The organism is Actinomycetospora soli (assembly GCF_021026295.1).
GTDB lineage: Bacteria > Actinomycetota > Actinomycetes > Mycobacteriales > Pseudonocardiaceae > Actinomycetospora > Actinomycetospora soli.
On the sequence record NZ_JAJNDA010000002.1, the window covers coordinates 307,832 to 326,851 of the forward strand.

The 19,020-nt window shown below is 76.0% G+C and carries 17 protein-coding genes; 3 read left to right on the forward strand and 14 right to left on the reverse strand.

Annotated features, from left to right (window positions below; all coding sequences use genetic code 11):
* Positions 1 to 12: 12 nt before the first annotated feature.
* The 8 genes from LN037_RS04050 to LN037_RS04085 form a co-directional block, all read right to left on the reverse strand.
* Positions 13 to 834: a SirB1 family protein gene (locus tag LN037_RS04050; protein WP_230750051.1), complete on the reverse strand. Its 822-nt coding sequence runs from the start codon at positions 832 to 834 to the stop codon at positions 13 to 15.
* 33 nt (positions 835 to 867) lie between these two features.
* Positions 868 to 2,424, reverse strand: a complete 1,557-nt coding sequence (locus LN037_RS04055) for an N-acetylmuramoyl-L-alanine amidase (RefSeq protein ID WP_230750053.1) — start codon at positions 2,422 to 2,424, stop codon at positions 868 to 870.
* Between the two features lie 99 nt (positions 2,425 to 2,523).
* Positions 2,524 to 3,168: an EcsC family protein gene (locus LN037_RS04060; RefSeq protein ID WP_230750055.1), complete on the reverse strand. Its 645-nt coding sequence runs from the start codon at positions 3,166 to 3,168 to the stop codon at positions 2,524 to 2,526.
* A gap of 89 nt (positions 3,169 to 3,257) precedes the next feature.
* Entirely contained in the window at positions 3,258 to 3,605 is a 348-nt protein-coding gene (locus LN037_RS04065) for a hypothetical protein (RefSeq protein ID WP_230750057.1), read from the reverse strand.
* 27 nt (positions 3,606 to 3,632) lie between these two features.
* Positions 3,633 to 3,959 (reverse strand): hypothetical protein, encoded by a 327-nt coding sequence (locus LN037_RS04070; protein ID WP_230750059.1) that lies wholly within the window; start codon positions 3,957 to 3,959, stop codon positions 3,633 to 3,635.
* A gap of 353 nt (positions 3,960 to 4,312) precedes the next feature.
* Positions 4,313 to 4,618: a hypothetical protein gene (locus LN037_RS04075; protein WP_230750061.1), complete on the reverse strand. Its 306-nt coding sequence runs from the start codon at positions 4,616 to 4,618 to the stop codon at positions 4,313 to 4,315.
* 26 nt (positions 4,619 to 4,644) lie between these two features.
* Positions 4,645 to 4,968: a hypothetical protein gene (locus tag LN037_RS04080; protein ID WP_230750063.1), complete on the reverse strand. Its 324-nt coding sequence runs from the start codon at positions 4,966 to 4,968 to the stop codon at positions 4,645 to 4,647.
* A 273-nt stretch (positions 4,969 to 5,241) separates the two neighbouring features.
* Positions 5,242 to 5,898, reverse strand: a complete 657-nt coding sequence (locus LN037_RS04085) for a hypothetical protein (protein ID WP_230750064.1) — start codon at positions 5,896 to 5,898, stop codon at positions 5,242 to 5,244.
* A gap of 142 nt (positions 5,899 to 6,040) precedes the next feature.
* Between LN037_RS04085 and LN037_RS04090 the strand changes: the two genes are divergently transcribed.
* Together LN037_RS04090 and LN037_RS04095 are read left to right on the forward strand one after the other, a co-directional pair.
* Positions 6,041 to 7,561, forward strand: a complete 1,521-nt coding sequence (locus LN037_RS04090; protein WP_230750066.1) for a carboxylesterase/lipase family protein — start codon at positions 6,041 to 6,043, stop codon at positions 7,559 to 7,561.
* Positions 7,562 to 7,668: 107 nt separating this feature from the next.
* Positions 7,669 to 8,322 (forward strand): pentapeptide repeat-containing protein, encoded by a 654-nt coding sequence (locus LN037_RS04095; protein ID WP_230750402.1) that lies wholly within the window; start codon positions 7,669 to 7,671, stop codon positions 8,320 to 8,322.
* A gap of 4 nt (positions 8,323 to 8,326) precedes the next feature.
* Here the strand turns inward: LN037_RS04095 and LN037_RS04100 are convergent, their stop codons facing one another.
* From LN037_RS04100 to LN037_RS04125, 6 genes are all read right to left on the reverse strand, one after another.
* Positions 8,327 to 8,590, reverse strand: coding sequence for a hypothetical protein (locus LN037_RS04100; protein WP_230750067.1), 264 nt, complete (start codon positions 8,588 to 8,590; stop codon positions 8,327 to 8,329).
* Between the two features lie 32 nt (positions 8,591 to 8,622).
* A complete protein-coding gene (gene recD / locus LN037_RS04105; RefSeq protein ID WP_230750069.1) occupies positions 8,623 to 10,461 on the reverse strand; it encodes an exodeoxyribonuclease V subunit alpha in 1,839 nt (612 codons plus the stop codon).
* A complete protein-coding gene (locus LN037_RS04110) occupies positions 10,458 to 13,949 on the reverse strand; it encodes a UvrD-helicase domain-containing protein (protein ID WP_230750071.1) in 3,492 nt (1,163 codons plus the stop codon). The genes recD and LN037_RS04110 overlap by 4 nt, the downstream gene beginning before the upstream one ends.
* Entirely contained in the window at positions 13,946 to 17,218 is a 3,273-nt protein-coding gene (recC, locus tag LN037_RS04115) for an exodeoxyribonuclease V subunit gamma (protein WP_230750072.1), read from the reverse strand. The genes LN037_RS04110 and recC overlap by 4 nt, the downstream gene beginning before the upstream one ends.
* A gap of 70 nt (positions 17,219 to 17,288) precedes the next feature.
* Positions 17,289 to 17,759, reverse strand: coding sequence for a hypothetical protein (locus tag LN037_RS04120; RefSeq protein ID WP_230750074.1), 471 nt, complete (start codon positions 17,757 to 17,759; stop codon positions 17,289 to 17,291).
* Between the two features lie 61 nt (positions 17,760 to 17,820).
* The gene (locus LN037_RS04125) at positions 17,821 to 18,450 is read right to left on the reverse strand and encodes a hypothetical protein (RefSeq protein WP_230750076.1); all 630 of its coding nucleotides are present in this window, start codon (positions 18,448 to 18,450) and stop codon (positions 17,821 to 17,823) included.
* A gap of 17 nt (positions 18,451 to 18,467) precedes the next feature.
* On the opposite strand from LN037_RS04125, the gene LN037_RS04130 reads away from it, so the two are divergent.
* Positions 18,468 to 18,884 (forward strand): nitroreductase family deazaflavin-dependent oxidoreductase, encoded by a 417-nt coding sequence (locus LN037_RS04130; RefSeq protein ID WP_230750078.1) that lies wholly within the window; start codon positions 18,468 to 18,470, stop codon positions 18,882 to 18,884.
* Positions 18,885 to 19,020 lie beyond the last annotated feature (136 nt).

Here is a 19,020-nt window from a genome sequence, read left to right on the forward strand (position 1 = left end):
GGGTGCCCGCGGTCAGTTGAGGTGCGCCCGCCAGACGCGCGCGGCGCGGGCGAGCCCCGCGGCGTGGCGGGGCAGCCGTTCTCCCCAGGCGTCGAGCAGGCGCGCGGCGTCGAGGTACTCCCCGCGCCGACCCATGGTGGCGGCGAGCTCGACGACCTCCTCGGCCGTGACCCCGGGCAGGTGCAGCCGGGCCTCGAGCACCCGGCGCAGCTCCGGGACCCGCCCGCCCGCCCGGTGCACCACCCGCAGGTTGGTCAGCATCCGCACGAGGATCGCCTCGGTGGTGACGGGCACGAGCAGGTCCGGGTGGAACGGCACGCCCGGGTTCGCCCCGGTCGAGGCGACGAACAGCGCCCGGCAGTCCGCCTCGTCGAGCAGGGTCCCGGTGAACGGGTCGACGTACCAGGCCGAGCCGGCCGGGTGCACCAGGAAGTGGCCGGGCATACCGATCGGCTCGATCTCGAGGCCGGCCCGCCGACCCACCTCGATCAGGACGACGGCGAGCGTGATCGGGATGCCGACGCGTCTCTCCAGCACGTCGACCAGCGAGGAGTTGCGCGGGTCGTAGTAGTTCTCGCGGTTCCCGGCGAAGCCCTCCTCGGAGTAGAGGCGCAGCACCAGCTCGTCGACCCCGGAGACCCCCGCGGCGAGGCGGTCGAGCTCGGCGAGGGCCCCCGCGATGTCGGCATCGGGCCGGGCGAGGCGGGCGATCTCCAGGGCCGCCCGGTCCAGGGGCGGGTCGCCGGCCTCGACGAGCGCCGCGAACCGGGTCACGGCGTCGGCCGTCCCCTGGGGGTCCGGCGGCGGCGTCCGGTCCTCGGGGTCGTCGGGCACGCGCGCATCCTCCCCCGCCGGGCGCCCGTCCGCTCAGGCGGGCGTGACGTCGACGGCACCGCCGGCGCTGCTCCACCGCAGGACACCGTGCTCGAACGCCTGCGCCCGGCCGGTCGAGGTCCCGTACTCCTCGCCGGTGGGCAGCCCCAGGTCCGAGCGGTCGGCGCCGCGGGCCCGCCACGCGTCGAGGATCGGCCCGCGGATCTCGTGCGCCCCGGTGTCCGGCGACCAGTAGACCGAGCCGTGCGCGAAGTCGGTGAAGCGACCGCGGCCGTCCGCGGTCGGCTGCTCGACGCGGTCGGGGTCCCCGAGGTCCGGCCGGTCGGTCCAGGCGGCGCGCACGTCGGTACCCGCCGCGGCGACCAGCTTGTCCACCTCGGCGCGGATGGTGTCCATCGCGGCGAACCCGGCGTTGCCCGGGCACGCCGTGTTGCCGACGTCGCGGTGGGCGAAGACGGCGTCGACGGTCGCCTGCTTGCCCTTGGCGTACTTCGAGGTGCCGCCGCCGTTCGAGGTCAGCGTGACCTTGGCCGCCGCGTCGCGGTACATGCCGCCGAGCTTCCAGGCCGCGAGCTTCTCCACCGAGGTCAGCGCCGCCGGGGTGGGCGCGACGTCGGAGAGGTTGCCCATCATCGCGATGCCGAAGGTCTCGCGGTTGAAGCCGCCGGAGTGCGCGGCGACGACGGGCCGGTCCAGTCCGCCGGCGCGGCCCTCGTAGATCGTCCCGTACTTGTCGACGAGGGCGTTGTAGCCGATGTCGCCCCACCCGTTCTTCGTGGCGTGGAAGGCGTAGATGCCCCGGACGATGGCGGCCGACTGCTCGGGGCTGTAGTCGTTCGACTCGGCGGTGTGGTGGATCGCCACCGCCTTCGTGGTCGGCGAGTACTCGGGCGGCCAGGTCATCAACCGCTCGTCGGCCCCCCACTGGGCCCGCGTGACGTAGGCGGGCGCCACCGGGGCGCCGTCCCGCGCGGCGGTCTGCCGCTCGCGGGCCCGGGCCCCGATCGCCTCGTCGTTGCCCGAGGTGCCGGGGTCGATGCGCTGGACGGCGAGCCCCTCGGTCACCGGCCGCCCATCCCGGGTCGCCCGCACCTCGACGGCCGTGCGCTCCCCCACCCACACCGGGTCGGTGCCGCCCGGCGTGGTCGCGCTGCGCTGCGCGGTGCTCCCGTCCCGCTCGTCGCTGTTGGCGTCCAACGGCAGCCAGGCGCCCCACGCCCCGCTGTCGTCGGTGGACCGGAGCGAGATCGAGTCCGGGTCCGGCCCGGTCCAGGTGACCGCGACCAGCTGCAGCGGCGCCGTGGAGCGCGCGACCTGCGTGCCCGTGCCGTCCCGACCCTGCGGGGCGAGGGGCACCGGGCTGATCGACGGGTCGGTCGCGTCCGCCGGCGGCAGGGTCGCCTCCGGGAGGGACGAGACGGCGGCCGCGGGGACGGGCGCCTGCTCGGTCACCGCGATGGCCGCGGGGGCGGCCACCGCGAGGGCCGTGAAGGCGCCCAGTCCCAGCAGGACCCGCCGGAGCCGGCGACGTGGCGGCCCCGACGGGGACACCCGCCGTCGGGAACCGTCCGACTCCGACCACCGCGACATCCGCCGTCCTCCGCTCCACCGTCGTTCCGCGCCGGGAGCGACTGTGTCACCCACATGCACCTCAGGAGTGCGGCGACGCACCACCCGCGTGGGTGATCTCTACGGGGAGCGGGTCCAGAAGGCGACGTCGGCGTAGGTCGCGACCGACCGGGCGGTGATGGAGTCCGCACCGGCACCGATGGGCCCGGCGACGACCGGGATCAGCTTCGTCAGGTTGAGCACCCCGCGGCGACCGGCCCGGCTCGCGAGGCGGTAGCCGATCCGCCGGTCGAGCTGCTCGCGGACCTCCACCGGGAGCCGGCGCAGGCCGGTCAGCAGCGACACCTCCTGCAGGTCGATGCCGGTGTGCTCGGCGAGCTCCGAGCCGTCGGGGCCGAGGACGCAGAGCAGGACCGCCGTCCGCACCACGGGATCGTCGAGGTCGTGGCCGCGGACGTGCGCGATGGAGGCGGCGAGCCGGGTGCACACGAGGTAGAGGCCGGTCGCGCCCGCGGGCGCGGTGAGCAGCATCGTGGCGGCGCCGCCGAGGCTGGTGAGCAGCCCGGAGCTCGCGGCCAGCCGCACGTGGGTCGTGGTCAGGCGCCGGATCGCGGTCCCGACGTCGCCCTCGGCCTCGGCGAGGTGCTCGTCCCCGACGCGGCGCGCGGGCGACCAGGGTCCCGCTCCGCCGATGCCGCGCCGCAGCAGTTCCCGGACGAGCGGGTCGCCGGTCCAGGTCGCGGGGAGTGGGCTGTCCTCGTCCACCCGCCAAGCCTGTCACGGATCCCGGACGCACGACGGCCCGGTCACCCTGGGGGAAGGGGTGACCGGGCCGTCGAGCAGCGAGGACGCGACTAGAGCAGGTCCAGGCCGAGCTCGTTGCCGTTCAGGTTGTGGTTCAACACCGAGTTGCAGGTGAGGTTGGCGGCGTTGAGCCCGCCGACCGGCACCTGGGCGATGATGTTGCCCAGCAGGGCGTCGCCGTCGACGGGGTTCTCGGCGCCGGCGCTGCCGCCCCCGACCGAGCAGGTGTCCCCGCCGCCACGCTTGCCGTGGTGGTCCCCGTGACCCTCGTGCGTGGCGTGGTGGCCGTGGTCGCCGCTGTCGTGGCTCGGCATGTCGCCGGCGAACGCGAGCGGCGCCCCGCCGATGAGGCCGGCGCCGGCGCCCAGCAGCACCGCAGCGATCTTCGTCGTGTTCATCGTGTCTCCGCGCGCGTCAGCAGGGGGTCAGAACGGGAGGCCGGGCAGCTCGGTGCCGAGCACGCTCACCACGACCGAGTTGCCGTTCAGGTTGTCGTTCAGGATCTCGTTGCAGGTCAGGTTGAGGACGTTCGCGCCCCCGATCGGCGCCTGCGCGACGACGTTGGCCAGCGAGTCGCCGTTGATCGTGTTGAGGGCGCCGGCCTCGCCACCCGCGACCGAGCAGGTCGAGGAGGCGCCGTGGCCGCCGTGGCCGTGGTGGTCGCCGTGCGACTCGGAGGCGGAGGCCAGCGGGGCGACGGCCGCGAGGCCGGCCAGCACGCCGACACCGACGATGCCGAACTTGGTGATCACGTTTTCTCCTGGGGAGCGTCACGGGTGGTGCCGCCGGTCGGCGACGTCACCAGGGAGAACGGGCCTGTACAGAAAACGTGACTCCAGGTCACCGGAAGGCGTTGCCCGCTGCTGCACCCGTGGAAGAAAGGTGTTGTTCAGCTTCACGGACAGCTCAGGTGGTCCTCGATCCGCCACCGGTTCGAGGGGCCGGACGCGTCGACGGTTCGGGGAGGCAACCCACGTAGAGCAACCACGCGGAGTGGATCTCCGTCGTGGAAACGTCCCGTTCAGGGGATCGACGGACCCCCGCGGACGCCGACGGCCCGGCCACCGTGCGGTGGCCGGGCCGTCGACAGAACGGTGCCCGGGGCTCAGAGCAGGTCGAGGACGACCAGGTTCCGGCTGAGGTTGTCGTTCAGGATCGAGTTGCACAGGATGTTGGCGACGTTGGCGCCGCCGACCGGGGCCTGCGCGACGACGTTGGCGAGCAGGCCGCCCTCGCCGCCGTTGGTGGCGCCGGCGGTGCCACCCAGCGCCGAGCAGGTCGAGCTGGGGGCCGGCGCCGGGGCCGGACGGTCGCCGCCGTGGTCGGACTGGTGGGCCGAGGCGAACGGCGCGAGGGCGACGAGGCCGGCGGTGACGCCGAGGGTGATGACGGCGGGCTTGCGCAGCTGCATGGCGTGTCCTTCCTGGTGGTCGCGGATCAGAGGCCGAGCAGGCCGAGCAGGTCGAGCCCGTCGCCCAGGACGGAGACGTCGACGACGTTGTCGGTGATGTTGTCGTTCAGGATGCGGTTGCAGACGATGTTGGCGGCGTTGAGCCCGCCCACCGGCGCCTGGACGACGGCGTCGATCAGCCCGCCACCCCCGGCGTTGGCCGCCTCGGCGGAGCCACCCGCCACCGAGCAGGTGGAGGAGCCGGCGCCGCCCTGCGGGCCGCCGTGCGACTCGGTGGCGGACGCGAGCGGCGCGAGCGCGACGAGGCCGGCGGCCACGCCGACACCCGCGATACCGAGCTTCGTGATCATGGGGAGTCTCCTGAACGGTCGTGTCGTGGGGAGCTGCCGCTCCGGGGTGCGGCGTCGGCAGGTCAACGACCGTTGCGCCCCACCTGTGACCCTCCGTCACCGGAAGGCGTCAACAGGTCCCCGACCCGTGCTCGGACGGCTCTCCCGGGCCACGCAGCGGAACGGCGGCGGACCGCGGCCACGACCGGTGTGGGGGGCGGCGGCACCCCTCGACCCGGCGTTGCGACCACGGTGCGCGGTCACCAAGGGTGGATTGTCCGGAAAACGTTGTCGCTAATTCGGGTCGACCGCAAGGAGATCGAGTGCCGCTCCCAGTGCACCCGCCCACGGCTCGTCGCGGTCCCGCCGCGCCGCCCGGTCGAGGCGCTCGCGCTGCGCCCGTGCCCGCGTCCAGACCACCACGGCCGGATCGACCCGGGCGCCGTAGTGCGCGTCGATCACCAGCTCCGCGAGGTGGTGGTCCGCGCTCGCGGTGTCCTTGTACTCCCAGATGCCGAGCAGGCGGCCGGGTCCGTCGCCGAGCCCGGAGGCGTCGTCGAGGAACGAGGTGGCGGTGGCCACCGGCAGGTCCGGGTGCGGCCCCGGGTGCCGGTCGAGCAGCGCGACCCAGAGGGTGTCGACGAAGTCGCGCACCGCGGTGCGCTCGGCGGTCGTCCAGTCGCCCCAGAACACCGCGATCCGGGAGAGGACCGAGTGCAGGTCGACGCGGTCGTCGGTGACGACCGCCCGCAACAGCCAGGGCGTCAGCGCGCGGACGTCGTCCGGGGCGCCGATCGTGGTGCCGAGTCCGAGGGCGAGGGACAGCGGATCGGCCTCCGCGAGCACCACCGGCCCCTGGCGCGGGGTGCAGCTCTCCAGGACGTCCCGGGCGGGGTGCGCGACGAAGGCAGCCTCGACCTGCCACAACGCTGCCGCGACCTCCGCCTCCACGTTCGCGATTCTGGGGCTTGACAAGCCGACACGCCCCACTGATCGGGCGGATCCCACCTGATGGTGTCACTCTTCGTGTTCTCGCGTACGGCCGAGCGGGGAGCGCCGTCGGGCCGCCACCACGAGTGGCAGAGTGGGCGGAGTGGAACGCACGCGTACCGGTGCCGAGGTGGTCACGACGACGGGTGTGCTGCGGGGCCGCGCCCGCGACGGGCTCGTCACGTGGCGGGGCATCCCCTACGCGGCGCCGCCCGTGGGTCCGCTGCGGTGGCGCGCCCCCGAGCCACCCGAGCCGTGGGAGGGCGTGCGCGAGGCGTCGAGCTTCGGGCCGGTCCCGCCCCAGGAGAAGACCGGCGAGTTCCTGGGCGCCGGGAAGCACACCCCGATGGGCGAGGACTGCCTGACGCTCAACGTCGTCGCCCCCGCCGCGCCCGCCGACCGTCCCCGCCCGGTCATGGTGTGGTTCTACGGCGGCGCCTTCGTCGTCGGCGCCGCCTCCGCGTCGACCTACCGGGGCTACGGACTCGTCGAGCGCGGCGACGTCGTCTACGTCAGCGTCAACTACCGGCTGGGCGCGCTCGGGTACCTCGACTTCTCCGCGTTCGGCACCGCGGAGCGGCCGGTCGAGTCGAACCTCGGCCTCCGCGACCAGATCGCCGCGCTCGAGTGGGTCCGCGACAACATCGCCGCGTTCGGCGGCGACCCCGACGACGTCACGATCTTCGGCGAGTCCGCCGGCGCGATCTCGGTGACCACCCTGATGACGGTGCCGCGGGCGCGCGGGCTGTTCCACCGCGCGATCGCCCAGAGCTCGGCGCCCGGCGTCGCCTACTCCCGCGAGCGGGCCGCGGGCTGGGGCCGGCGCTTCGTCACCGAGCTCGAGCACGTCCTCGGCCGGTCCGGCGAGGCCGTGGAGCTCCTCGACGCGGCCTCGACCGACCAGCTCCTGCACGCCGCCCGGCGGTTCCGCCACGCCGCCGACGACACGCCCGGCGTCCTGCTCACCGCCCCCGTCGTCGACGGGGACCTGCTGCCCGAGGCCCCGCTCGACGTCTTCGCCGCGGGCGGCGCCCACCCGGTCCCCCTGATCATCGGGACCAACGACACCGAGGGCCGCCTGTTCGAACTGCCCGGGCTGCGCCTCGACCTGATGGTGACCGACGAGCGCGCCGAGGCCGTCTTCGCCGCGACCCAGCCCGACCTGCGCGAGCAGGTCCTCGCGGCCTACCGGGGCACGCCGCATCGCAAGGACCTCGGCGGCGACTACCTGTTCTGGTACCCCTCGGTGCAGGTGATGGAGGGCCACAGCTCGGCCGGGAACCCCGTCTACGCCTACCGCTACGATCTCGCGCCGCGCCTGCTCCGGCTGCTGGGGCTGCGCGCGACGCACGGCTCCGAGCTGTACGCCGTGTTCGGCCTCGCGAGCTCCCGCGCGGGGCGGGTCCTGACGATGCTCGGCGGACGCCGCGCGCTGCGCCTGATCTCCCGGAGCGTGCAGCGGGACTGGACCACGTTCGCCCGCACCGGGGCGCCCGCCTCGCACTGGCCGCGCTACACCGCCGAGGACCGGCTCACCCGGATCATCGACGCCCACGACCGCATCGAGTCCGACCCCCGCCGCGGTCGCCGGCTCGCCTGGGCCGGGTACCGGGGCTACCGGTAGGCGCGCCGTCCCACCCCGTCCCGCGTGGTCGACCACGCAGGAACCCGGGCCTCCGGACCTGGCGCGGTGACCACTCGAGCGCGGAGGACGATGGCCGCGTGACGGAGATGACCGGCCCGCAGGTGCGCTCGCTGCTGGCCGCGGGCGGGACTGTGCGCGACGTCGTGGCGGAGGAGCCGGACCTGGCCGGGCTCGACCTCTCGGGGGTCACGCTCGAGCAGTGCCGGCTCCCGGGGGCCGACCTGCGGGGCGCGACGCTGGACGGGGTGACGGTGCGCGGCGGCTCCCTGGCCGGGGCGCTCCTCGTCGACGCGGACCTCACCGACGCGGTGTTCGAGTCAGTTGACCTCTCCCGCGTCCGGCTCACCGGGGCGCTGCTCACCGAGACCCGCTTCACGGAGTGCCGCATGATCGGCGCCGACCTGTCGGGACTGCGCGGGCTCGCCGTCTCCTACCGGCTCGACGGCTGCAGCCTCGGGCTGGCCAACCTGCAGGACGTCGTGTGGCGGGGCGTGCACCTGCGCGGCGTGGACCTCTCCGAGGCCGACCTGCGGGGCGCAGACCTCCGCGACGCCGTGCTCGTCGACTGCGTGCTGCGCGACGTCGACCTCGGCCACACCCGACTCGTCGGGGCGGACCTGCGCGGGGCCGACCTGGGTGGGCTCTCCGACGATGCCCCGCGCACCCTGCGCGGGGCCATCATCAGCGAGGCCCAGGCCGCGGCGGTCTGCCGCGCCCTCGGCCTCGTCGTCGTCCGATGAGCGGTCAGTGCCCCCCGCCGGAGGAGTTCGCGCGGGCCTTCTTCAGCCGCCCGTAGAAGCGGAAGGTCACGGCGGCCGAGACGATCGTGACCACGAGGAAGATGATCGCCAGGATCGGCTCGTCGACCGGCGTGAAGAAGATGACCGCGCTGAACAGCGACAGGATCGTGCCGATGATGCCGATCCCGACGTTGAGCTTCAGCTCGCTCTGCTTCTCCGGCGACGTGTCGGGTGCTGCCGCGGGGTTCCGGGCCAGGGCGGGGTCCATGGCTGCTCTTATACCCGGCCCACCCCGTGCGGTCACCGGTGACGTGCGAAGCCCGACGCCCGTGAGATCGGTCGCTCGACCGCGGCGCGCACCGACTCGGCCGAGCCGACCACCCGCACGCGGTCCCGCGCCCGGGTGACCGCGGTGTAGAGCAGCTCCCGGGTGAGCAGCGGCGACTCCGGCGGGGGGAGCAGCACCGTCACCTTCGTGTACTGGCTGCCCTGCGCCCGATGGACGGTCATGGCGTGGACGGTGCTGACGTCCCCGAGCAGGGCGGGCACGCGTTCCAGCGGCACGTCGCCCCGGCTGAACACGGCCACGGTGCGGGAGCCCCGCGCCACGATGACGCCCGTGTCGCCGTTGTAGAGCCCCAGGTCGTAGTCGTTCTCGGTGATCAGCAGCGGCCGGCCGGGCCACCACACCGCCCCGTCCTCGCGGTCCGCGTCCACCCCGCCGTCCTCGTCGAGCCACCGCTCCACCTGCGCGGCCCACCGGGTGACGCCGTAGGGCCCGCGGCGGTGGGCGCACAGCAGCCGGTGCTCCTCCCCGACGAACAGGGCCTGCCGGGCGTCGCCCTCTCGCGCGGCGGCCGCCACCTCCCGGGCCCCGCCGACGATCTCCTCGCGCAGCCCCTCGAGCCCGGCGGGCTCGCGGTCGGTGAGGTCGGCCGACTCGACGAACTCCAGCGAGCCGGCCCCACGCAGGCACGCCAGCGCCCCGTCGGCGTCGCCCTGCCGGATCGCGAGGGCGAGCGCGGCGATGTCGGCGTTGTTGCGGTAGTTCCGGTCGAGCCGGACGACGCCGTTCGCGCCGGGGCGGGCGCTGCAGCCCACCGCCTCCAGCTCGGCCGGCCCGGGCCGGTGCTCCCCGAGCTCGGGGGCCGACACGAGGTCACCGAGCACCGCACCGGCCTCGACCGGCGCGAGCTGGTCGGGGTCGCCGACGAACACCACGCGGGCGTCGTCGCGGACCGCCTCGAGCAGCCGGGCCATCAGCGTCAACGGCACCATCGAGGTCTCGTCGACGATCACCACGTCGTGTGGCAGCCGCCGGTGCCGGTCGTGCTGGAAGCGCGACGAGGTGTCGGCCCTCGAGCCGAGCAGCCGGTGGATGGTCGAGGCGGTGACCTCCCCGACGCGGTCCCGGTCGCCCGCGGGGAGCGCCTCGGCCGCGACCGCCTCACCGAGGCGGGCGGCCGCCTTGCCGGTCGGCGCCGCGAGCGCGATGCGGCACGCCGGGTCCTGGTCGCGCAGCACCGCGAGGAGCCGCGACACCGTCGTCGTCTTGCCGGTGCCCGGGCCGCCCGCGATCACGGCGGTCCAGCGCAGCGTCGCGACCGCGCACGCGAGTCGCTGCCGGTCGTCGGGCGCGGCGTCCACGAAGAGCCGGTCGAGGGCGGCCCGCAGCCGGTCGGCGTCGACGGCGGGGGGCGGGGCGGTCGCACGTGCCGTGAGGCTCGCGTGGACCTCGTCCTCCTGGCGTCGGTAGCGGTCCAGCCACAGCAGCCCGTCGTCGAGCCGTAGCGGCCCGCCGGGCCGGGTGAGCGGGCTCGCGGCCAGCCGCGCCGCCCAGGCGGCCGGGTCGGCGGGCCAGGGCAGGTCGGAGGTGTCGTCGAGGGTGCCGTCGTCGGTGAGGACGACGCGGTCGACGTCGGCCAGCTCCAGGCACACCGACCCGCTGCGCAGCGCCCGGACCGTGAGGGCCGCCGCGAGGAGGACCTCGTCGTCGTCCTCCCGGCCGAGCCGGCCGAGCCGCCGGGCCACCGCCGCGTCGGCCGGGGCGAGGACGCCGCGGTCGGTGAAGGCCGCGAGCAGGCCGGTGGCCCGCACCGCGTGGCGCACGCCCTCCTCGGCCGTGAGGTCCACGGTCACGACGACCCCCCTCCCGCCGCCTCATCGGTCGAGCTCCGCTGCGCTGCGTCTCCCGCTCCCGTGGTCGAGCTCCGCTGCGCTGCGTCTCCCGCTCCCGTGGTCGAGCTCCGCTGCGCTGCGTCTCCCGCCAACAGGTCCGACAGGGCCACCACCAGCGACGGCGGCGGCGACCACCGGAACACCCCGCTCGTGGTGCCGTCGACGACGGGCGTGTCGGGCCCGCACATGCCCCGCAGGAACAGGTAGGCGACGCCGCCCAGGTGCCGCGCCGGGTCGTAGCCGCGCACCCGCCAGCGCAGGAAGCGGTGCAGCGCGACCCCGTAGAGCATCGCCTGCAACGGGTAGTGCGCCCGGATCATCGCGCTGCGCATCTGCTCGGGGCCGTAGTGCGCCGTGGTCAGCGGGTCGGGCACACCCGTCGTCGAGACCGGACCGAGCCAGTTCGTCTTGTGGTCGACGATGACGAAGCGGCCGTCGGGGTCGCGCAGCACCGCGTCGATGCTGCCGGTGAGATAGCCCCGCAGCACCTGGCCGGAGAGCCCCTCGAGGACGTCGGCGTAGTCGGCCAGCGGGTCGTCGGCGGGGAGGTGGGCCCGCAGCAGCGCGGCGGCGCCGCCCAGGGTGACCGTGGTCGACGACGGGTGGTCGCCCCCGGCGAGCGGCAGCTCGAAGTCCAGCTCCGCCAGCCGGTCGGCCGGGGTCACGTCGCCGTAGGTCCAGGGGCCCGACGAGGACGTGCCCACCGGGGTCCGCAGCACCGGCTCGAGCGCCGCCGCCAGCTCGGCCGCCCCGACCCCCGCGACCGGCCGGCGCGCGATGGCCTCGGCCGCCGCCTCCACGAGCGCGGGGCCGAACTCCCCGGTGGCGGTGTCGACGGTCTCCAGCACGGTGTGCACGAGCACGCCGAACGCCGCCCCGACGGGCAGGTCGGCCATCGGCGAGGGCAGCCCCGCCGCGGACGCGGCGGCCACCTCCAGGTCGGCCTCGTCGGTCAGCGCGGCCTCCTCGGGCTCGGAGGTCGCGGCGTCGGCCGCGTGCGCCGCGTGCGCGTCGGCGGTCAGCGACGAGTACGACGACCGCCGCCAGGCGAGGTCGAGCTCGCGGTCGAAGCGGGCGACCCGCAGGGTGCCGTGCTCCTCGGCCGCGGGGACGTAGGGCACCGCGGACCGGGCCACCACGGGCTCGACGGCGAGGTCGGGACCCGCGAGCGCGGTGAGCTCCTCGAGCACCGCCGCGTCGTCGGCCAACGTCACCATCGCGTCCGGTTCCCGGCCCGGCCCGCGTCCCGGGCTGCGCAGCAGCCGGTTGAGCGCGGACGCGGCCGTGTGCGTGGACGGCGCCCACCACGCGACCACCTGGCTCCGGGCCCGGGTGAGCGCGACGTAGAGCAGCCGCAGGTCCTCGCCGTCGTCCTCGTGGCGGTGCACCCGGCAGTGCTCGCCCCAGGCGGCGCCCTCGGTGGGGCCGCCGACCGCGCGGACCCGGTGTCCCGCCGCGTCGTGGTGGAGCACCTCCTCGGGCGTGTCCCGGACCCAGCGGTCCCAGCCGAACGGCACGTAGACCACCGGGAACTCGAGGCCCTTGCACTTGTGCACGGTGAGGATCTGGACCGCGTCCGCGTCCGACTCCAGCCGCCGGGTCCGTTCCGGCCGCGCGTCCGCCCGACGCTGCTCGGCCTCGACGATCCGCAGCCGCAGCCACTCGGTGATCGCGACGACGCCGAGCCGGCCCGCCGAGGCCTGCGCGTGCAGCACCTGCCCGACGTGGCGCACGTCGGTGAGCAGCCGCTCCCCGCCGACGGTGCCCAGCACCCGCCGCGTGAGGTCGGTCGTGGTCGACACGGCCTCCAGCAGCGCCGCGACCCCGCGGTCGCGCAGGACCGCGGCCCACCGGCGCAGGTTCTCGCCGACGTCCGCGAGCAGGGCGGCGTTCTCGCCCTCCCATCCGTCGGTGTCGAGGTCCGCCGCGCGGGTGCCGACGAAGCACGTCAGCGCGGCCGCGCGGACCCGGGTGGCCCGACCGGGCTGCTCGAGGGCCTCCAGCAGCGCGAGCCACTCGCGGGCCGCGGCCGTCGAGAACACGCTGGCCGCCCCCGCGAGCACGGCGGGCACCCCGGCCTCCGCGAGCCCGTCGCGCACCTGGTCGGCCTGCGCGTTGGTGCGGACCAGGACCGCGACGTCCCCGGGCCCGAGCGACCGGCCGTCCCAGGTGGAGTCGGCGGCGAGCAGCGCGGTGAGGTCGGCGACGAGGTCCGCGACGACCGCCTCCCGCACCGGGCCGATCTCGGGCAGGCCCGTCCTCCAGTTCGCACGCAGACCGGCCCGCGGCAGCACCCGGAGCCGGAAGGGCGTGTCGGCCGGGGTGCCCGCGAGCCGCGGCCCGGGGTGGGCGGCGCCGACCGGCCGGACGACGATCCGGTCGTCGCCGAGGGCCGCCCCGGCGAAGACCCGGTCGAGGGCGGAGAGCAGTCCGGCGTCGCTGCGGTGGTTGACGGCCAGCGTGGCCCGCGCGTCCGCGGAGTCGGCGGCGGCGAGGTAGCTGACGACGTCGGCCCCGCGGAAGGCGTAGATGGCCTGCTTGGGGTCGCCGATCACGGTGAGGCGGCAGTGCCCCTGGAAGGCGACCCGCAGGATCTCCCACTGCATCGGGTCGGTGTCCTGGAACTCGTCGACGAGCACGACGCGGTAGCGCTCCCGCAACCGCGCGCGGGCCGCCTCGCCGAGGACCCGGTCGGTCAGCGCGGCGTGCAGGCGCGTGAGCATGTCGTCGAAGGTGAAGAGGCGGCGGTCGCGCTTGCGTCGCTCGACCTCCGTGCGCACGGCGGCGGCGAAGCGCGCGCGGGCGTCGGCGGGACCGGTGGTCTCGCCGGGCGCCGGGGCGAGCCGCGCCGTCGGGTCGCCGATCGCGGCCCGCCCGAGCACGAGGGCCGTCGCGTGGTCGAAGGGCGGCGGGCCCGCGGACTCGGGGGCGTAGGCGCGGACGTAGAAGTCGTCGACGACCTCGGACACCACGTCGTCGATCGACTCGACGAACACCGCGTCGGCGTCGGTGTCCCCCGCGACCCCGAGCCCGGCCAGCATGTCCTGGCAGAACTGGTGGGTGGTGGCGATCGTCGCGGTGTCGAAGTGCGCCAGCGCGTGGGCCAGGCGGCGCCGCCGCCGGGCGCGCTCCGCCGGCTCGACGCCGACCACCAGCGCGGTCACCGGGTCGGTCGGCGGGTCGTCCGGCCGGGCGTCGGCCCGCAGCGCCCGCTCCACCGCGACGAACCGCTCCCGGACCCGCTCCCGCAGCTCGCGGGTGGCCTCACGCCCGAAGGTGACGAGCATGAGCTGGTCGAGCGTCGCCCGCCCCTCGGCCACGTGGCGCACGGCCAGGGCGGCGATCGTGTAGGTCTTCCCGGTGCCGGCGCTGGCCTCGAGCACCGTGGTGCCCTCGGGGAGGTCGCCGAGGACGTCGAACGCCCGCACGGGCGCGGTCGGGGCGGTCATCGGTAGTGCTCCTCCCGCCCGGTCTCGGCCTCGCGCAGCGGCTTCCAGAACCGCACCGCCAGCTCGCCGAACCGGGTCGACTCGACGTCCCCGGCCGGGCCCGCCACGTCGTCGAGCCGCCGGTCGCGACCCCAGACCAGGACGTGCGGCGGCTCGTTCGCCTCGCCGTACCGCGACGACCACTCGCGCCGCGCGGAGTCGAACGCCTGCTTCGTGGTCCGACGGGGGCGGTCGGCGACGTAGCGCTCGGAGACCTTCGCGAACAGCGGCAGCGGCTCGCGCAGCCCCTCGGCCCGCAGCGCCACGAGGTCGGCGAGCACCGCGCGGGCGTGGTCGGGGTCGAGCCCCGTGATGTCGGCCCGCGCCGTCGGCTCGTCCCGCCCGCCCTTGCCGATGGTGGCGGCCGACCACCGCTCGCCGGGGTGCGCGGCGGCCAGGGCGAGCAGCTGCACCCAGGCGGCCGCCCGGTGCTTCGGCGCGAGGCGGGAGAAGCTCACCGAGGCGAGCGTCGACCCGCGGACCCCGGAGACCGTGCCGACGACGGTGGGGCCGCCGTCGAGGGCGACCGCGACCGTGAGGTCGCGTGCGGGCTCCGCCCACAGCGGATCGGCGGCCACCTTGATCGCCTCGGCCTGTCGGCCGACCCGGCGCAGCAGGGCCACCCCGAGCGCCCCCGGCGGCAGCGTCCCCCGGCGCCGTTCGGCCTCCATGCAGGCCGTGACGTCGTGGCCCGCGAGCCGGTCGGTGAGCAGCCGGTCCCCGATCGCCCAGGTGGCCAGCGCGTCGGGCGCGACCGGCAACGCCTCGTCGGGCTCCTCCTCCTCGCCGCGCGCGACCAGGGAGAGCCGTTGGCGCAGGAACGCGCGCACCGGGTGCTCGACGAAGCGCACGAGGTCGGTGAGGTCCACCTCGGGTGCCGCGCGCGGCGGGAGCGGCCCCTCGAGGAACACCGGACGGGTCCGGCGTCCGGTCACGAGCGAGCGGGCGCCGTCGAGGGCGCCGGCGTCGAAGCTGAACGGGCGCCCCGCCGTCGCGCGGAAGTTGCGGGGCGCGAACGGCTGCAGCGGGTGGCGGCGCACGACGTGCTCGCGCGCGGGGCGGCCGCCGACGGTGGCCGTCGCGTCGAGGGTGTCGAGCAGCTCGCCGACGGGGACCGCAGGGGGCCGCGGGGCGCCCGTGCGCTCGTCGGCCCCGGAGTGCACGACGACGAGCCGCTCGGTGGCCGCGAGGACGGCGTCGAGGAACAGCTGGCGGTCCTCCGCCGCGGCGTCCCGCTCACCCACGTGCGGGTCGCGGGCGAGGACGTCGTCGCCGTCGGTGGCGCGCTGGCGGGGGAACACCTGGTCGTCGAGGCCGAGCAGGCAGACGACGCGGTGCGGGACGCTGCGCATCGGCAGGAGCGTGGCCACCGTCAGCGTGCCCGTGCGGAAGTTCGCGCGGGTCGGGCGGCCGGCGAGGTGGTCGGACAGCACGGCGCGGACGTCGTGCAGGGTGAGCACCGGCGGGTCGGCGGCGGACGCGGTGTCGCGGACCTCGGCGAGGACGGCGCGGGCCTGGGTGAGCTGCCAGACGTCGGCCGGGACGGTGGCCGTGAGCGCGTCGAGCGCCCACCCCAGCGCGTCCAGCCACGCCCCGAGCGGCTGCCCGCCGTCGGCGCCTCCGCGCATCCGCCCGAGCACCTCGGCGACCCGGTCGACCAGCTCGGCGAGACGCCCGACCAGGTCGGCGTCGCGGGAGTCGACCTCGTCGAGCGGCAGGGCGGAGTCGAGCCACACCTGCTCGTCGCCGGACATCGCGACGCCGACGAGGAGCCGGTCGAGGCCCGCCTCCCAGGTGTTCTCGCCGACCCGGCCGAGCTTGTAGTCGGCCCGGTGGGCGCGGTCCAGGCCCCAGCGCACCCCGGCGCGCCCGACGAGGACCCGCAGCCGCTCGAGGTCGTCGGCGTCGAACCGGAAGCGCCGCCGGACCGGCTCGCTCTCCGCGAGGTCGAGGAGCTCGCTCGCGGTGAGCCGGGCGTCGGCGAGGTCGAGCACCGTGCCGAGGACCCCGAGCACCGGGTTGACCTGGGTGAGCGCACGGTCGGCCACCCGGACCTGCAGGCGGTGGCCCGGGTGCGCGTCGGGCGCCTCGTCACCGCCGAAGGCCGCCGTGACCAGCGGCGCGAACGTCTCGACGTCCGGGCACATGACGACGACGTCCCGCGGCTCCAGCGTCGGGTCGTCCGCGAGCAGGCCCAGGACGGCCTCGCGCAGCACCTCGACCTGCCGGTCGGGCCCGTGGCAGGAGTGCACCACCACGCTCTCGTCGGGCGGCAGCGCGACCCCGGCCGGCGCCCGGTCGTGGCGCAGGTCGTCCTGCAGCTGCTCCAGGAGCGTCGCGGGGGGCCGTCCCGACGCCGGGTGGTGCACCTCGAGCGCGTCGGCCGGCAGCCGGAGCTGCAGTTCGCGGGCGTCGCGGGCCAGCGAGCGCAGCAGCGGGTGGGCGGCCACGTCGGCGGTGGGGTCCTCCCGGCGGCACACCACCGGCCCGCCGCCGCGCACCGCGTCCCACAGGGCGGGCGAGGGGTGCGGCAGCCAGAGGTGGACCTCGCGGTCGGCGCCGAGCGCGGCGAGGACCGTGAGCTCGGTGGTGGACAGCCGCGTGGGACCGAACACCGAGACCCGGGCGGGCAGGTCCGTGCCGACCACCCCGGCGGCCGGCGTCTCGGCGGGGTTCGGCTCCCCCAGCCGCTCGCGCAGGCGCCGGAACAGCTCGGACTGCCAGCGCAGGTCGGCCGGGACGTCCGCGTCGTCCTTCGCCGCCCAGTCGCGCACCATGGCGGGCCGGTCCTCGGCGTAGGCGTCGAACAGCCGCGCGAGGTGGCGCGCCGCGGCGAAGCGGCGGCCGGCGCGGGTGCCGGTGGCGTCGCCGACCACGCCCAGGTAGGTGTCCAGCGGCGCCAGCCAGGGCTCGCCGGCACAGGCGTCGATCGTCTCCAGCAGGGGCCAGACGAGCCGCTCGGGCCGCCACGGCCCGTCGTCGGGAAGGCCCCTCGCCCGGCGGACCAGCTCCCGCGGCGGCGGGAAGCGCACGTTGGCGCAGACCCCGTCGTCCCCCGCCCCCGCGCCGAGGTGGTGGGAGAGCCGCTGCGCGAGCCACCGCTCGACACCGCGGGTGGGCACGGCCACGACGTCCGGGGCGAAGGGGTCCTCCGGGGGCGTGGCGAGGACGGCCGCCAGCGCCTCCGCGAGGGTGTCCGCCCGTTCGGCGCGGTGGACGTGGAGCGCCATGCCCCGGGACGCTAGCCGCGCCCCCCGACGGTCTCGACGACCCCCGCCACGGCGGGTCGCGGCCGGGACGTCAAGGGCAGCCGGAGGACACCTTGACCCGCCACCAGCCGGCGAGCCGCCCCACCACCCCGAGCACCGGGGCCACCTGCCAGCGGCAGCAGCCGGGCAGGCCGAGGTCGTCGGTGGTGAGCCGGACGCCGCGGTGCGCGTCCGGGTCGTCGAACATCCGCTCGAGCAGGGCGCGGTTCTCCGCGTGCCGGGCCCGCCGGGCGAGCACGGCCCCACGGACGGCGTCGAGCGCGGCGACGAGGTCGTCGCGGACCCGCTCGAGCTCGCCCAGGTCGAGCAGCCGGGGCCGCTCCGCGACCGGGACGACGGCCGCCGCGGCGAGCACCTCGGGCGCCCAGTCGACCTCCAGGACCTGCCGGAGCCGCTCCTGCAGCGCCGCGACCTGGTCACGCAGCCCGCGGCGCGAGGCGACCGTCTCGGGCGCGTCGAGGATCGCGAGCGCGAGATCCGGTCGCGGTTCGGTGGACGTCACGACGACCCCTCCTCACGTGAGACCCCGGTGAGTGTGCGCGCCGGACCCGGGACACGCCAGATCAGGTCCCCGCGAGGTAGTTCGCGGCCCGCCAGACCGCCTCGCTGACCTCCCAGCTCTCGATCCCGGGCACCCGCACGGCGCAGAGCACCACCTCCCGCGTCCGCGGCCCGGCCGCGAGCCGCCGCGGCGGGTCCCCGACGACGGGTGTGACGGGTCCGCGTGCGTCCGCCACCACGAGGTCGCCGGCGGTGGTCGGCGTGCCGTCGGAGTAGGGCTCGCCGCGGGTCGCGGTCAGCCGCCAGGGGCCGATCGTGGCCGCCGCGTCGAGCGCGGTCAGCGGGACGCCGACCTCGGCGAGCACGGCGAGGCGCACGTCGTCGACCGGGTGGGTGGACGCGAGCGCTCCCGTCACCACGACCTCCCGCGCGCCCCGCTCCAGCGCGGTGGGCGGGACGGCGGGGTCGAGACCGGTCTGCCGCTCGAAGGTCGGGTAGGCGACGTCGAGCAGCCGCCCGCCCCGCTCGCGGATCCGTTCGGCGGCGTGGAAGGACCCGGACAGCCGCCCCAGCCGTTCCCGGCCGGCCCGGGCGGCCGCGCGGACCACGACCACCGTCGCCGTCCACAGCTCCAGCGGCCCGAACTCCGCGAGCAGGACCGGGTCCACCTCCCCCGCGCGGACGTCAGGCACGGGGCCAGGATGAGGTCATGAGCGACTTCGACCAGCGGGTCATCGAGGAGTTCCGTTCCCACGGCGGACGCGTCGGCGGGCAGTTCGAGGGGGCCCCGCTGCTGCTGCTCCACCACGTCGGGCGGCGCAGCGGCGCGGAGCGCCTCAGCCCAATGATGTACCAGCAGGTGGGTGACGCGTACGCGGTGTTCGCCTCGAAGGGCGGCGCGCCGGACAACCCCGACTGGTACCACAACCTGCTCGACCGACCGGACGCGTCGATCGAGGTCGGGGACGGCGGGCGCATCGACACCGTCCCGGTCCGCGCCCGCGAGCTGCCCGCCGACGAGCGCGACCCGATCTGGGAGACCCAGAAGCAGCGGTACCCGGGCTTCGCCGACTACGAGGCGAGGACGTCCCGGACGATCCCGGTGCTGCTCCTCGAACGGCGCTGATCGTCGCCGAACGTCCCGACCTGGGGTTTTCGTCCACCCCGATCGAGGGTCGACCCCCGGCCCCGCGCCCGGCGGCGGCGCGGGGCGTGGCTACCGTGGGTCGGTCCGGGTCGTCGGGGAGAGAGGAGTCGCGCCA

Coding starts and splice junctions, on each gene's coding strand:
- LN037_RS04055 (WP_230750053.1), bottom strand. CDS start 2,424: ATGTCGCGGTGGTCGGAGTCGGACGGTTCCCGACGGCGGGTGTCCCCG.
- LN037_RS04065 (WP_230750057.1), bottom strand. CDS start 3,605: ATGAACACGACGAAGATCGCTGCGGTGCTGCTGGGCGCCGGCGCCGGC.
- LN037_RS04075 (WP_230750061.1), bottom strand. CDS start 4,618: ATGCAGCTGCGCAAGCCCGCCGTCATCACCCTCGGCGTCACCGCCGGC.
- LN037_RS04080 (WP_230750063.1), bottom strand. CDS start 4,968: ATGATCACGAAGCTCGGTATCGCGGGTGTCGGCGTGGCCGCCGGCCTC.
- LN037_RS04095 (WP_230750402.1), top strand. CDS start 7,669: ATGACCGGCCCGCAGGTGCGCTCGCTGCTGGCCGCGGGCGGGACTGTG.
- LN037_RS04100 (WP_230750067.1), bottom strand. CDS start 8,590: ATGGACCCCGCCCTGGCCCGGAACCCCGCGGCAGCACCCGACACGTCG.
- LN037_RS04110 (WP_230750071.1), bottom strand. CDS start 13,949: ATGACCGCCCCGACCGCGCCCGTGCGGGCGTTCGACGTCCTCGGCGAC.
- recC (WP_230750072.1), bottom strand. CDS start 17,218: ATGGCGCTCCACGTCCACCGCGCCGAACGGGCGGACACCCTCGCGGAG.
- LN037_RS04130 (WP_230750078.1), top strand. CDS start 18,468: ATGAGCGACTTCGACCAGCGGGTCATCGAGGAGTTCCGTTCCCACGGC.